Source organism: Micrococcus sp. KRD026 (assembly GCF_017168445.1).
In the GTDB taxonomy this organism is placed as follows: Bacteria; Actinomycetota; Actinomycetes; order Actinomycetales; family Micrococcaceae; genus Micrococcus; species Micrococcus luteus.
Map to the genome: position 1 here is coordinate 24,103 of NZ_JABFBA010000013.1, position 13,210 is coordinate 37,312.

The 13,210-nt window shown below is 75.4% G+C and carries 12 protein-coding genes; 3 read left to right on the top strand and 9 right to left on the bottom strand.

The window, feature by feature from the left end:
* Window positions 1-70: 70 nt before the first annotated feature.
* The 9 genes from J1M40_RS05000 to J1M40_RS05040 are packed head-to-tail and all read right to left on the bottom strand — an operon-like array spanning window position 71 to window position 10,297.
* Entirely contained in the window at window positions 71-1,816 is a 1,746-nt protein-coding gene (locus J1M40_RS05000; RefSeq protein WP_060974206.1) for an LpqB family beta-propeller domain-containing protein, read from the bottom strand.
* A complete protein-coding gene (mtrB, locus tag J1M40_RS05005; RefSeq protein ID WP_060974205.1) occupies window positions 1,813-3,738 on the bottom strand; it encodes an MtrAB system histidine kinase MtrB in 1,926 nt (641 codons plus the stop codon). Before mtrB ends, J1M40_RS05000 begins: the two co-directional genes overlap by 4 nt.
* Before the next feature lie 4 nt (window positions 3,739-3,742).
* A complete protein-coding gene (gene mtrA / locus J1M40_RS05010; protein WP_206450553.1) occupies window positions 3,743-4,363 on the bottom strand; it encodes an MtrAB system response regulator MtrA in 621 nt (206 codons plus the stop codon).
* 34 nt (window positions 4,364-4,397) lie between these two features.
* On the bottom strand, window positions 4,398-5,513 hold the full coding sequence (locus J1M40_RS05015; RefSeq protein ID WP_060974203.1) for a hypothetical protein: 1,116 nt from the start codon (window positions 5,511-5,513) through the stop codon (window positions 4,398-4,400).
* Window positions 5,506-5,895 carry a chorismate mutase gene (locus J1M40_RS05020; protein WP_060974202.1) on the bottom strand — a complete coding sequence of 130 codons (390 nt, stop codon included), beginning with the start codon at window positions 5,893-5,895 and terminating at the stop codon, window positions 5,506-5,508. The genes J1M40_RS05015 and J1M40_RS05020 overlap by 8 nt, the downstream gene beginning before the upstream one ends.
* A 9-nt stretch (window positions 5,896-5,904) precedes the next feature.
* The gene (gene mnmA, locus J1M40_RS05025; RefSeq protein WP_036315990.1) at window positions 5,905-7,041 is read right to left on the bottom strand and encodes a tRNA 2-thiouridine(34) synthase MnmA; all 1,137 of its coding nucleotides are present in this window, start codon (window positions 7,039-7,041) and stop codon (window positions 5,905-5,907) included.
* 39 nt (window positions 7,042-7,080) lie between these two features.
* Window positions 7,081-8,283, bottom strand: coding sequence for a cysteine desulfurase family protein (locus tag J1M40_RS05030; protein ID WP_060973644.1), 1,203 nt, complete (start codon window positions 8,281-8,283; stop codon window positions 7,081-7,083).
* A 36-nt stretch (window positions 8,284-8,319) separates the two neighbouring features.
* A complete protein-coding gene (locus tag J1M40_RS05035; protein ID WP_036315984.1) occupies window positions 8,320-9,009 on the bottom strand; it encodes a TrkA family potassium uptake protein in 690 nt (229 codons plus the stop codon).
* Window positions 9,002-10,297 carry a TrkH family potassium uptake protein gene (locus J1M40_RS05040; RefSeq protein ID WP_036315982.1) on the bottom strand — a complete coding sequence of 432 codons (1,296 nt, stop codon included), beginning with the start codon at window positions 10,295-10,297 and terminating at the stop codon, window positions 9,002-9,004. Before J1M40_RS05040 ends, J1M40_RS05035 begins: the two co-directional genes overlap by 8 nt.
* A gap of 128 nt (window positions 10,298-10,425) precedes the next feature.
* On the opposite strand from J1M40_RS05040, the gene folP reads away from it, so the two are divergent.
* Genes folP through J1M40_RS05055 form a run of 3 tightly spaced genes read left to right on the top strand, consistent with a single transcriptional unit; the run spans window position 10,426 to window position 13,156 of the window.
* Window positions 10,426-11,418 carry a dihydropteroate synthase gene (gene folP / locus J1M40_RS05045; RefSeq protein WP_206450525.1) on the top strand — a complete coding sequence of 331 codons (993 nt, stop codon included), beginning with the start codon at window positions 10,426-10,428 and terminating at the stop codon, window positions 11,416-11,418.
* Window positions 11,415-12,206 (top strand): pyrimidine reductase family protein, encoded by a 792-nt coding sequence (locus J1M40_RS05050; protein ID WP_144818718.1) that lies wholly within the window; start codon window positions 11,415-11,417, stop codon window positions 12,204-12,206. Before folP ends, J1M40_RS05050 begins: the two co-directional genes overlap by 4 nt.
* Window positions 12,203-13,156 (top strand): DnaJ domain-containing protein, encoded by a 954-nt coding sequence (locus tag J1M40_RS05055; protein WP_206450526.1) that lies wholly within the window; start codon window positions 12,203-12,205, stop codon window positions 13,154-13,156. The genes J1M40_RS05050 and J1M40_RS05055 overlap by 4 nt, the downstream gene beginning before the upstream one ends.
* Window positions 13,157-13,210: the final 54 nt, after the last annotated feature.

Below are 13,210 nucleotides of genomic sequence, written 5' to 3' on the forward strand. Positions count from 1 at the left end.
GGGCGAGCCGCTGTGCGGGCCGGGGCGACTGTGCAGGAGTGGACGACGGGGCGGCGGGCGCGAGCTCGGCTCAGTCCGGGAACGAGAGGTCGCGCACCCCGCGGTCGAGCTCCTGCGCCCGCCACGAGGAGCCCACCAGCAGGAACACGAGCTCCTCCGTCTCCGCGTAGTAGGCGCCGTCGTCACCGGCGGAGATCCCCCGCAGACCGCCCAGCGGGTTGAGCTCCCGGACGGTGCCGTCGATCGAGACGATCCGCGGCACCACGCGCTCGTCGGGCTTCTCGGCGTACGCCGAGACGAGCAGGTTCGTGTCTCCGGCCCACTCCACCGAGTCCTCGGAGCCGGAGGAGGGCAGCAGGATCGGCTCGGTCAGGGCGTTCGGCACCCCGTCCGAGCCGCGCACGACGCCGGACACGCGCAGGGTGGTCCGCTGGCCGTCGTCGACGAGCATCGCGGCCTGGGCCCCGCTCCGCGACAACCGCAGGTCGACGATCCGCTCGCCGGGCCGCAGCCAGGTGGCCGTCACGATGCGCTCCTGCCCGCCGGGCTGGGCCGGGACGGCGCGGATCCGCGAGGTCGTCTCCCTGTCGGCCGCCCACACCCAGCCCAGGAGGTCCAGTGACGGGACGGTGAGCCCGGTGCCGCGCAGCACCTCCCGCAGGGTGCCGTCCGTGCCGGCGACGTGGACCGCCGTCCGGTCACGGGTGACGAACACGAAGCGGCTGCGGTCGCCGGACATGGTCGGGCGGACCGGATCGAGCGCGGTGACGTCCGGGGCGCCGCCCACCGGCGTGACGCTGGTCCCCTGCACGTACACGAGTCCGCCCGTCGCCGTGTCGATGCCCACCTGGACTGAGCCGACGGCGGGGTCGGTCTGAACCGGGGCGGGGCCGTCGTCTCCCGACGTGGACAGCTGGGCGCCGGCGACGGTCACCTCGACCTCCTTGACCGATTGGAGGCCCGTCAGGGTCAGCTCCAGCTGCTCCCGCATGCGGTGCCGCCGGTCGGCGTCGGCCCCCTCGGCGGCCGCCTGGGTGAGGTCGACGTGGGCCACGCCGTCGTCGTCGACGGGCACCGTGGGCGCGGCCAGGTCGGTGCCGGTGCGCAGCGGGAAGGCCGTGTCCACCGCCCCGGCCAGATACGGTGCCGGCCCGCGCAGGAGCGCTCGCGTCACCGCGGTCACGGTGGTGCCCCGATTGACGAACCACCGCACGTCCGGCACGACGTAGCGCTTCGCGGTGTCGTAGAAGGCGAGCTCGTGCGGGGCGAACAGCTGTCCGAACTGCGCCTGGGAGAGCAGCGTGCCGTTCTCCGTGGACGTGATCCGCATGCCCTGCGGCCGTTCCTGCACCGTGACCGCCCAGGCCCGCGTGGTCCCCGGCGGCGCGATGGTCCGCAGGCCGTACTCGTCGATCTCCGAGTCGACCTCGACCTGGATCTGGTAGTCCCCGGCGCCGTCGCCCCGGGTGATGCGCGGCTCCGCCGAGTACACGAGGGTGCGCTGCCCGGGCGTCCACTGGGTGGCCGCGGGCCCGTCGAGGAATTCGCGCGCCACTGCGTAGTCGTCCTGCGGGCTCGTGCCCGCGAGCAGGAAGCCCCGGATGGCCTCCTCCGCCGTGTCCGACTCGGCCGGTCCCGGCGGATGGAACTGCGGCGCGTCGGCGTCTGCGGTGGCCCCGTCGACCGGGTCCGCGCTGCGCACCTCGGAGCTCTGGGGGATCTGAGTGCAGCCGCTGAGGGCGAGCATCAGGGCGACGATCACGCCGACGACGGCGAGCCGCGGCGGGCGGGGCGACTGCGGATCCACGGTGGTCATCGGGCCTCCTCGGCCGGGTCATCGCCGGTCGGGTCCCCGGGGGCCGACCCGTGGGCGGGATCCTCCGCAGGGACCACGCGCACCGGCCTGGTCGGTGCGGTCAGGGCCTGCTCGGCCTGGCGCGCGGACGGCGGGGCCGCCGTGGCGACGTCCGCGACCGTGCCGACGGCGTCGGCGTCCGCCTCCTGCGGGACGGGCCGGGACAGGTCATCGGCGTACCGGCGGTCCGCCGTGCTGTAGCGGGGCGGAATGGGCAGCACGGAGCGGCCGATCGGCTCAGGGGCCTCGGCGCCCTGCACGGCCGGGCGCGGCGCCCGCGGCAGGGTCACCATGAAGGTGGACCCCTCCCCCAGCTCGCCCCACGCCTCGAGCCGACCGCCGTGCAGCCGGGTGTCCTCGGTGGCGATCGCCAGACCCAGTCCGGACCCGCCGGTGGTGCGCTTGCGTGAGGGGTCGGCGCGCCAGAACCGGTCGAACACGCGCTGCACCTGCTCGGGGCTCATGCCGATGCCGTGGTCCACGACCGCGAACGTGACGGCCTCCTCGTCGGCCGCCACGAGCACGTCCACCGGCCGGCCCTCGGCGTGCTCGATCGCGTTGTTCACCAGGTTGCGCAGGATCCGTTCGATCCGCCGCGGGTCGACGTGGGCGACGTGGCCGTCGGCGCGGTCCCGGTCCATGGGCACCATGTACACGGGCACGCCGATCTGATCGGCCAGCGGCTGAGAGGTGAGCATGACGTCGCGGGCCAGCTCGAGCATGTCCGTGGCCTCGAGGGCCGGGGTGGCGGCGCCGGCGTCGAACCGGGTGATCTCCAGCAGGTCCGCGAGCATGGCCTGGAAGCGGTCGACCTGGTGGTAGAGCAGCTCGGTCGAGCGTCGGCTGACCGGGTCGAAGTCCTCGCGTGAGCCGTACAGCACGTCGGCCGCCATCCGCACGGTCGTCAGCGGCGTGCGCAGCTCATGGGAGACGTCCGAGACGAACCGCTGCTGCATTTGGGACAGCTGGGCGAGTTGGCCGATCTGGTCCTGGATGCTGTCCGCCATCCGGTTGAAGGACATGCCCAGGCGGGCCATCTCGTCCTCACCGTCGACCGGCATCCGCACCGCCAGGTTGCCGCTCGAGAGGGACTCGGCCGCCCGGGCCGCCTGCTGCACGGGCAGGGTCACATGCCGCGAGACCCACCACGAGACCAGCACGTTGATCACCAGGAAGCCGACGCCGAACACCAGCAGCACCCCGAGCACCGAGTCGAGCGAGCTCTGGACGTCCGCGAGGTCGTAGACGAGGTAGAGCCCGTAGGTGGCACCCGGGGGCAGCACCACCTGGGCGCCGAACACGAGGCCGGGCCGGGTGCCGCCGCCGGGGTTCGGCAGCGCCACGCTCGCGTCGTACACGCCCGGCCCGGAGGCGACCGCGTCCTGCAGCTCCTGGGGGATCACCGCGGGATCGAGCCCGGCGGAGGAGATCGTCCCCACGTACGCGGACTCGGAGTCCGGCAGCGGGGCGAGGTGGTAGCGGCGGCGGATCGTCGTGCCGGAGTCGCCTTCGAGGGCGCGCAGGGTCTGGGTCACCAGCACGTCCGTGCTCTGCGCGTCCGTGGCGGTGGTCTGCGCGAACGTCTCGCGCACCTGGCTCAGGCCACGGCGTGCCTCGGACTGGACCTGCTCGTAGCGGGCCTCGAAGAGGGCCTGGGTGATCTGCTGCGTGAGGAACGCGGCGACCACGAGGCCCGCGAGGATCGAGAGCAGGGCCGCGAGCACCGCCGTGCGCAGCCGCAGGGACCGACGCCACCGGCGGCGCAGCGCACGCCACGCGGGGCCGGGGCCCCACGACCGTGGGCGGGCGGCGGCGGGCTCGACCGGCTCGGCACCGGACTCGGCCGCCGGGGCCGCGCTCACATCCGGGCCGGACACGGTCATGCGCTCAGCCCTGGCCGGCCTTGTACCCGACGCCGCGGACGGTCAGCACGACGCACGGGTTCTCGGGATCCGGCTCGACCTTGGAGCGCAGGCGCTGGACGTGGACGTTCACGAGCCGGGTGTCGGCCTGGTGCCGGTAGCCCCAGACCTCCTCCAGGAGCATCTCGCGAGTGAAGACGTGGCGCGGCCGCCGGGCGAGGGCCACGAGGAGGTCAAACTCCAGCGGGGTGAGGGCGATGCCGACGCCGGCGCGGGTGACCTGGTGGCCCGCCACGTCGATCTCGAGGTCCCCGATGTGCAGGACCTCCGCCGGCTTGGCCTCCCCCTCACGCAGGCGCGCCCGGACGCGAGCCACGAGCTCGGCGGGCTTGAACGGCTTGGGCACGTAGTCGTCCGCACCCGACTCGAGGCCGCGCACCACATCCGCCGTGTCCGACTTGGCCGTGAGCATCACGATCGGCACGTCCGACTCGGCTCGGATGAGCTTGCAGACCTCGATGCCGTCGATGCCGGGGAGCATGAGGTCCAGCAGCACCAGATCGGGGCGCTCGCGGTGGAACGCGGGCAGTGCGGAGGTGCCGTCTGCGGCGAACGTCGGCTCGAAGCCGTCGTTGCGCAGGACGATGCCGGAGGTCGCCCTGGTCTGTCGGGGCGCCGGCTCAGCCGCGCAGCTCGGCGAGCCGTGCGGTCAGCTCCTCCGCGTCCCGCCGCAGAGTGCGGAGCACGGCGGGGTCGTGCGACCCCGCCGCCGTGAGGCCGACGTCGCCCACGCGTCCGGGGTCCACCCCCAGCCGTTCCCACGTGCGGACGACGTCGACCGGACGCACGCCCGGCTCGGGGGCCAGCGTCAGCCCGCGCCCGATGTCGGCCCAGCCCGCCGCCGCCTCCCACGCCTCGCGGGTGCCGGGTGTGCCGTCCGCGCCGTCGTCGAGGGCGCCCACCCCCACCACGAGGGAAACTGGGGCCGGAGCGGGCGCGTCCGCGGCTGCGTCGGGCCTGGGCAGGGACTCTCCCGTCAGCGTCGCCAGCGCGGCGGGCCCGGGCAGCTCGGCCCCCGGGGAGGCGGCCCGGCGGCCCGGCGCGAGCCACACCCGGGCGACGTCGGGCAGGGCGGTGAGCCCGTCGAGGGCGGCGCGCCACAGCCCGCGGGCCTCCTCGCGCCGCAGCGACCGGACGGTGCGGTACCCGCTCGCGGTGGGCAGGGTCCCGGCGAGGACGGCCGCCGCCCACGGCTCGTCGACGACGACGCCGAGGCGGGCCGCGCCGGTGGCCCTCCGGAGGCGGGGCAGGGCATCCTGCAGCCCCGCGAGATAGGACTCGGCGACGTCGCGGCGCGCGCCGTGGTCGCCGAGGACGCGCTCTCCCCCGGGCAGCCAGAGGCCGGCGAGCAGGCTGAGCGGGCCGCGCACCCGCACGGCCAGACGTTCGACGACGGCGCCCTCGGCCCCCGCGGTGTCCGCCCAGCGGTGCGCGTCCTCGTGCCAGAGGGAGACGGCGCGGCGTCGGTCACGGCCGGAGCCGGCGGCCCCGGGCGGGCTGACCCGCCAGCCGTGCGGCTGCAGGTCGACGGCCAGCTCCTGCAGGAGGGCGGCCGAGCGGCCGGTGGCGTCGGCGCCGGGTCCGCGATCGGGCAGCTCGGGGAGCACCGGCCAGTGGTCCGCGCCGAGTTCGCCGAGCGTGACGAGCTGCGCCTCGGCGACGTCGGTGCCGCGCCACGGCGTGCCGCCGAGGGCGACGGGGCCGGTGGCGCCGTCGTCGTGGGCGGCCTCAGTCATCCGCGTCCCCGGGGCTCTCCCCCGGCTCCGCCTCGGCGTCCGGCCGGCCCTCGGCCGCCAGCGCGCGGTGGTGGCGGATGACCTCGGCGATGATGAAGTTCAGGAACTTCTCGGCGAACGCGGGCTCGAGGTCCGCCTCGAGCGCGAGTCGGTGCAGCCGCGCGATCTGGGCGGCCTCACGTCCGGGGTCCGAGGGCGGCAGGTCGTGCCGGGCCTTCAGCGCGCCGACCCGCTGCGTGAACTTGAACCGCTCGGCCAGCAGGTAGACGAGCGAGGCGTCGATGTTGTCGATGCTGCCGCGGATCGCGAAGAGCTCGTCGAGGACCGCCGGGTCCGCGGTGCCGGGCAGCGAGCTGGCGTGGGGGTCGTAGTCCGGGCTCATGGCCGAAGCCTACGCATCCGCGGGGGCGGACAGCCGGGCATTGCGGGCGGTGTCGATGGTGGCCTGGCCGAGCACGCGGGTGCCCCGGTACAGGACGGCCGTCTGACCGGGGGCCACCCCGCGCAGGGGGCGCGCCGGCTCGATCTCCCACCCCGGGTGCCCCGCCGCGTCCGCGCGCTGGCGGGCGCGGGCCTCGACGATCTCGCCGTGGGCCCGGAACTGCAGCGCGCAGTCGAACCAGGCGCCCGTGCGGGCTTCGGGCACCGGGGCGCCGGCCCAGGACGGGCGGATGCCGGTGATGCGGTCGACGTCGAGCAGCTCGCGCCCGCCGACGACCACGGTGTTCTCCTTCGGCCGCACCTCGAGCACGAACCGGGGCTTGCCGTCGGGCGCGGGACGGCCGATGGCCAGGCCCTTGCGCTGGCCGACCGTGAACGCCTGGGCGCCCGCGTGGGTGCCGAGCTCCTGCCCCTCCGGGTCGACGATGGGGCCGGGGGCGAGGTCGATGCGCTCGGCGAGCCAGCCGCGGGTGTCGCCGTCCGGGATGAAGCAGATGTCGTGGGAGTCCGGCTTCGCCGCCACGGACAGGCCGCGCTCGGCCGCCTCGGCGCGCACGAGCTCCTTGGACGGCGTGTCCGCGAGCGGGAAGAGGCAGTGGGCGAGCTGATCCGCGGTGAGCACGCCGAGCACGTAGGACTGGTCCTTCGCGTCGTCCGCGGCGCGGTGCAGCTCCAGCGAGCCGTCCGGACCGGGCCGCACGGCGGCGTAGTGGCCGGTGCAGACGGCGTCGAAGCCCAGCTCGAGGGCGCGCTCGAGCAGCGCCGCGAACTTGATGCGCTCGTTGCAGCGCATGCACGGGTTGGGCGTGCGGCCGGCCTCGTACTCGGCCACGAAGTCGTCCACGACGTCCTCCGCGAACCGCTCGGAGAAGTCCCACGTGTAGAAGGGGATGCCGAGCCGCTCGCACGCGCGCCACGCGTCCGAGGCGTCCTCGATGGTGCAGCAGCCACGCGAGCCGGTGCGCAGGGTGCCGGGCATGCGGGACAGGGCCAGGTGGACGCCGACGACGTCGTGCCCGGCGTCCACGGCACGCGCCGCGGCGACGGCGGAGTCGACTCCCCCGGACATGGCAGCCAGGACCTTCACGGGCGGACTCCTCTCTCGACGACGGACGGGCGGTCCAGTCTAGACGCCCGGCCCCAGCAGCGTCCGCAGCGCGTCGATGAGCGCGGCCGCCTCGGCCGGCGTCGTCGTCCGGCCGAGGGCGAACCGCTGGGTGGCCCGTGCGTCGGCCTCCGTCCGCCCCGGCAGGGCCGCGACCACGTGCGACGGCTCGGCCACCCCGGCGGTGCACGCCGACCCGGACGAGGTGTCCAGTCCGGCCATGTCGAAGGAGAACAGCAGCGCGTCCGCCGTCCGGCCCGGCACGGTGATGTGGACGTTGCCGGGCAGTCGGCGCGTCCCCGGCGGCAGCGGCTCCCCCGTCGCCGGGTCGAGGTCCCGCGGCCCGGTCAGGCGCACCCCGTCCAGGGCGTCGACGGCGGCGATCACCTCGTCCCGCAGCCCGCCCAGGCGGGCGGCCTCGGCGGGCTGCTCCGCGACGGCCTCCGCCACGGCGGCCGCCAGCGCGGCGGCCAGCGCCACCGACACCGTGCCCGAGCGCAGGCGGCGTTCCTGACCGCCGCCGTGCACCACGGCCTCCAGGGTGACGTCCCGGCGCACGAACAGGGCGCCGACACCCACGGGGGCACCGACCTTGTGCCCCGAGACGGCCAGGGTCGCGGCCCCGGACGCGGCGAAGTCCACGGGCACCGCCCCGAGGGCCTGGACGGCGTCGGTGTGCAACGGGATCCCGTGGTCGGCCGCGAGCCGGGCGGCCTCCGCGACGGGCTGGACCGTGCCGATCTCGTTGTTGGCCCACATCAGCGTGGCCAGGGCGGTCCGCTCGGGCGCGGCCGCCAGCGCGGCCCCCCATGCGGCGAGGTCGACCCGCCCGTCGTCGTCGACCGGGACGAGCACCGGCTCGGCACCCTCGTGCGCAGCGAGCCAGTCCACCACGTCGAGGACCGCGTGGTGCTCGATGCCGGTCAGCACGATCCGGGTGCGCTCCGGCGCGACCGCGCGGCGGGCCCGGTACAGCCCCTGGACGGCGAGGTTGTCCGCCTCGGTGCCCCCGGACGTGAGGATCACCTCGGAGGGGTGCGCCCCGAGCGCCGCGGCGATGCGCTCCCGCGCCTCCTCGAGGTGCAGCTTGGCCCGGCGGCCGGAGGCGTGGAGGGAGGCCGGGTTGCCCGGCAGCGCGGCCGCCTCGGCCAGGGCCGCGAGCGCGGTGGGGCGCACCGTCGTGGTGGCGGCGTGGTCCAGGTGCACGCGGTCCGGGGTGGTCACCCGGCCAGTCTAGGAGCCGCCCCGGATGTGCCCGGATCAGTCCCGGGCGAGGAACCGCTCGACGTCGCGGGTCGGGCCCACCAGGAGGATCGTGTCCTCGGGCTCGAGGACGTAGTGACTCGGCGGGTAGAGCCACGTGCCGCGGCTGCGGACCGCGACCACGCGCATGCCCCGCTCCCCCGCGAGCCCGGTGGCTCGCAGGTCCCTGCCCAGCAGGCGCGACGGCGGCGTGGCCCGGACCATGGCCAGGCCCGGCTCGACCTCGACGAAGTCCTGGAAGGACGTGCTGACCAGGTGCGCCACGCGGCGGCCCATGTCCCGCTCCGGGTGGACCACGTGCTCCACGCCGAGCTGACGCAGGATCTCGCCGTGGCGGTCGTCATTGGCCTTGGCCCAGAGCTGGTGCGTCCCGAACCGCCGCATCAGCGAGACGGTGAGGATCGAGTCCGCGAGGTCGCCGCCGATGGCGACGACGACGTGGTCCATCTCGTGGACCGAGAGCTGGCGCATCGCCTCCTCGTCCGTGCTGTCCGCGCGGACGACGTGGGTCAGCCGGCCGTTGAGCGCCTGGACGGCCTCGGCATCGGCGTCGACCCCCAGCACGTGGCAGTCGGACTCCATGAGCTCGCGGGCGACCCCTGAGCCGAACCGGCCGAGCCCGAGGACGGCCACGGTGGGGCGGTCGCCCCGGCGGGGGGCGAACAGGGAACGGGTGAGATCAGCCAATGAGGGGTCTCTCCTTCGGGTACTCGAAGTGGCGGGTGCGGTCGGTCAGGGCCAGGCTGCCGGCGACGGTGGCGGGGCCGATGCGGCCGACGAACATGAGGAGCATCAGGATGCCCTGCGCGGCCGGCGGCAGCTGGGCGGTGATGCCGGTGGACAGGCCCACCGTGCTGAACGCGGACACGCACTCGAACAGGATCTGGTCGGTCGTGAACGAGGACAGGCCCATGAGCGCCATCGTGGCGACGGCGATCGCGGTCGCGGAGAGCATGATCACGGTGATCGCCTCGCGGTGCGTGGTCCGGGAGAGCCGGCGGCCGAACGCATGGACGGCGCCCTCCCCCCGGATCTCCGCGAGCACGATGAACAGCAGGACGCTCGCCGTCGTGATCTTCACGCCCGAGGCGGTGCCGGCGGGGCCGCCGCCGATGAACATGAGCACGTCGGTGGCGAAGAGCGTCACGGGGTGCATCTGCCCGTAGTCCAGGGTGTTGAAGCCGGCGGTGCGGGTCGTGACGGACTGGAAGAACGCCGCGAGCACGCGCGAGGCCGGGTCCAGACCGCCCAGGGTCCGCGGGTTGGACCACTCGAGGACGAGGTACATGAGCGTGCCGCCCACCAGCAGCACCGCGGTGCCCACGAGCACGAGCCGGACCGTGAGGTTCCACCGCTCGGGTCGGCGCAGGTCTCGCCGCAGGGTCAGCACGACCGGCAGGCCCAGGCCGCCCAAGATGATCGCCGCCGCGATCGGCAGGCAGATGAACGGGTCCGAGACGAAGCCCATGAGGTTGTCGCTGAACAGCGCGAACCCGGCGTTGTTGAATGCGGAGACCGCGTGGAAGACCCCCTGCCACAGTGCCTGGCCCGGGGACATTCCCGCGCCCAGCCAGAAGCGCAGGCTCAGCAGCAGCGCCACCGAGGCCTCGACGGCCGTGGAGTACAGGATCAGGGCCCGCAGCACCCGGGGCAGGTCCCCGATCCCCTCGGCCCGGGTGGAGGCCGCGGCGTCGAGGCGCTGGGTGAGGCCGAGCCGCCGGAGGATCACCAGCCCCAGCAGCGACGTGAACGTCATGACGCCCAGGCCACCGAGCTTGATGAGCGTGAGGATCACGAGCTGACCCAGGGGTGTCCAGAACGTCTGGGTGTCCACGACGCCGAGGCCCGTCACCGTGGTGGCGCTGGTCGCCGTGAACGCGGCCTCCAGCGGGGTGGGCGCGCGGCCCTGATACGAGGCGGGCAGCAGCAGTGCGCCGGTGCCCGTCACGATGGCGACGAGGAAGGACCCGACCACGAGCTGGGTCGGACGGATGCGGGGCCGACGCGGGCCGACCCGCGGCGACGAGGTAAATGTCACGGGAGGGAAACATAGTCCTTCCGGGGCGCACTGTCACCGTGCGGCGCCGATGGTTGAATGGCCGGGTGCCGACCCCCTCCGTCCCCCTCGTCCACCCGGTGCACCGGTTCGCCCACCACGAGATCGACTTCCGCCGCCGGATCGTCACGATGGCCGTGGTCAACCGCACCCCGGACTCCTTCTACGACGACGGCGCCGGCGCCGTCCTGGAAGACGCCCTCGCCCAGGCCCACGCCGCGGCGGACGCCGGAGCCGAGTGGGTCGACGTCGGCGGCGTGCCGTTCGCGCCCGGGACTGAGCTCGACCCGGCCGAGGAGGCGGCGCGGGTGGTCCCCCTGATCGCGGCCCTGCGGAGCGGGGACGGAGCCGGGTCCTCCGAGGCGTCGCGCCGGCTGATCCTCTCGGCGGACACGTTCCAGCCGGCCGTGGCCGAGGCGGCCCTGGCCGCGGGGGCGGACGTCGTCAACGACACCACGGGGCTGTTCCACGCGGACCTGGGCCGGGTGGTGGCCGCCGCGGGCGCGCACCTCGTGGTCACCCACTCCCTCGCCCACGTGCACGGACCCCGGGCCGTGGTCCCCCGGCCGACCTACGGCGACGTCGTCACGGAGGTCCGCGACCACCTGCGGCGCACCGTCGACCGGGCCGTGGCGCTCGGCGTCCCCGAGGAGAGGATCATCGTGGACCCCGGCCACGATCTGAACAAGAACACCCGGCATACCCTCGAGATCACGCGGCGGCTGGACGAGATCGCCGCCCTGGGGCTGCCCGTGCTGGCCGCGGTCTCGAACAAGGACTTCATCGGCGAGAGCCTGGACCGGCACCGGCACGAGCGCCTGCCCGGCTCGCTGGCCGCGGCCGCGGCCTGCGTGTACGGCGGCGCCCGGATCCTGCGCATGCACGACGCCGACGCCTCCGTCTCGGCGGCCCGCATGCTCGAGTGCGTGTTCGGGTGGCGTCAGCCGGCGCGCCTGGTCCACAACATGGGCGCGGAGAACCCGCCGCCGGACCGCAGCACCCTGGCCGAACACCGCGCCCACCGCGGGGGGCGGGCATGAGACGGCTGACCGAGACCGGCCCCGGCCTGGACGACGACGCCCTCCGCGCCGCCCTCGCGGCCCCGGCGGCCGAGGACACCGGCCCCGGACCCTGGGTCCGCGTCGTGTTCATCGCCTCCGCCGACGGTGCGGCCACCCTGGACGGCCGTGCGGGCGGGCTCGGCTCCCCCGCGGACCAGCGGCTGCTCTCGCTGTCCCGGCACGACGCCGACGTCGTGCTCGTGGGGGCCGGGACCATCCGGGCCGAGGGCTACGAGGGAGCGCTGCTGTCCGAGGAGGACCGGCGTCGACGCGCGGAGGCCGGCGGGCCCGCGGACCCGCCCGTGGCCGTGGTCAGCGGCAGCCTGGACCTGGACCCGGCGTCCGCGTTCTTCACGGCCGCCCCGGTGCGCCCCTGGATCCTCACGTCCCGGGCCGCCCTCGCGGCCGAGCCGGAGCGGGCGGCGGCGCTGGCCGCGCACGCGGACGTGCTGGCGGTCGGCGAGGAGCACGTGGACTCCGAGACCATGGTGGCGACCCTGCACGCGCGCGGCGCCCGCGTCGTCCACTGCGAGGGCGGACCGCGCCTGTTCGGCAGCCTCGCAGCGGCCGGCCTCGTGGACGAGGTGCACCTCACCGTGGCGCCGCTGCTGGCCGGACCCGCCGCCAGCCGCGTCCTGACCGGTGAGGACGGCCCCGGCCTCCCCGCCCGGCTGCAGCTGGTCCAGGTGCTCCACGACGACGGCATGCTGTTCCTGCGCCTGCACCACGAGCGGCATGCCTCCCCCGGCCCGGACCCCACGCCGTGAGCGCGGCCGAGGAGCACCGCACCGCCTACGAGGTCCTCGGCGTGCCCCGCGACGCGACCGCCGAGGAGGTCCGGCGGGCCTACCGCCGCGCGGCCCGGGCCGCCCACCCCGACGTCGGTGGCGACCCCGCCGCCTTCCGGGCCGTGACGCGGGCGTGGGACCTGCTCGGCGACGCCGAGGCCCGGCGCCGGTACGACCTCTCGCTGCCCGACCCGGACGTCGGTCCCCGCGGCCCCCGCGCGACGGCCGGATCAGGGCGGGCGAGACCGTCGGGACGGTCCGGACCCGGCGGACGTGCCGCCCGCCCCGTGCGCTACGAGCCCCCGCCCGGCGAGGCGGAGACGGACCCGACCGTGCTGGACCTGCCGCGATCGAGCCAACGCGTGCACGGGGCGCCGCGGCCGCGCGGCATCCTGCCGGACGAGCACCGGGTGCTGCGGCAGGCCCGCACCCTCGACGTGCTGCTGCGCCACGTGGCGGACGCGCTGCCGGCCGCCCGGGTCCTGACCGGGCTGCGGCTGGGCGGGCGCTGGGGACGGCACCTCGACGTGGACCACGCGGTGCTGTGCGGCCATCGCCTGGCGCTGATCGGCTCCGTCATGGTCCCGGAAGGGACCTACACCTGGGACGGGGCGGACCTGCGCTCCCGGAGCCGTCCCGTGGCCCCGCCGCTGCTCGGCCCCGCGATGATGGCGTGGCAGCAGGCCCTGCCCCAAGTCACCGTCGGCGGATTCGTGCACGTGATGACGGACCGCGACGCGCGGCACGCACCCGTGATCCGCCACACGCGCGGCGCCGACGCGCCGGAGGCGCAGGCCGACCTGCTCACCGCCCCGCCCGCACCCGGGATCGCGTTCGCGCGCGAGGTCGCGCTCTTCCTGGGCACCGGCACGGACCCGGATCTCGTGGACCGGCGCGCGCTCCGCGCGCTGGTCGACCGGCTCCACTGAGGCACGCCCCCGCCCGGCGGCGCCCCACTAGGCTGGGCGCGTGCCCGACTCCCC

Coding starts and splice junctions, on each gene's coding strand:
- J1M40_RS05000 (WP_060974206.1), bottom strand. CDS start 1,816: ATGACCACCGTGGATCCGCAGTCGCCCCGCCCGCCGCGGCTCGCCGTC.
- mtrB (WP_060974205.1), bottom strand. CDS start 3,738: ATGACCGTGTCCGGCCCGGATGTGAGCGCGGCCCCGGCGGCCGAGTCC.
- J1M40_RS05015 (WP_060974203.1), bottom strand. CDS start 5,513: ATGACTGAGGCCGCCCACGACGACGGCGCCACCGGCCCCGTCGCCCTC.
- J1M40_RS05020 (WP_060974202.1), bottom strand. CDS start 5,895: ATGAGCCCGGACTACGACCCCCACGCCAGCTCGCTGCCCGGCACCGCG.
- J1M40_RS05050 (WP_144818718.1), top strand. CDS start 11,415: ATGAGACGGCTGACCGAGACCGGCCCCGGCCTGGACGACGACGCCCTC.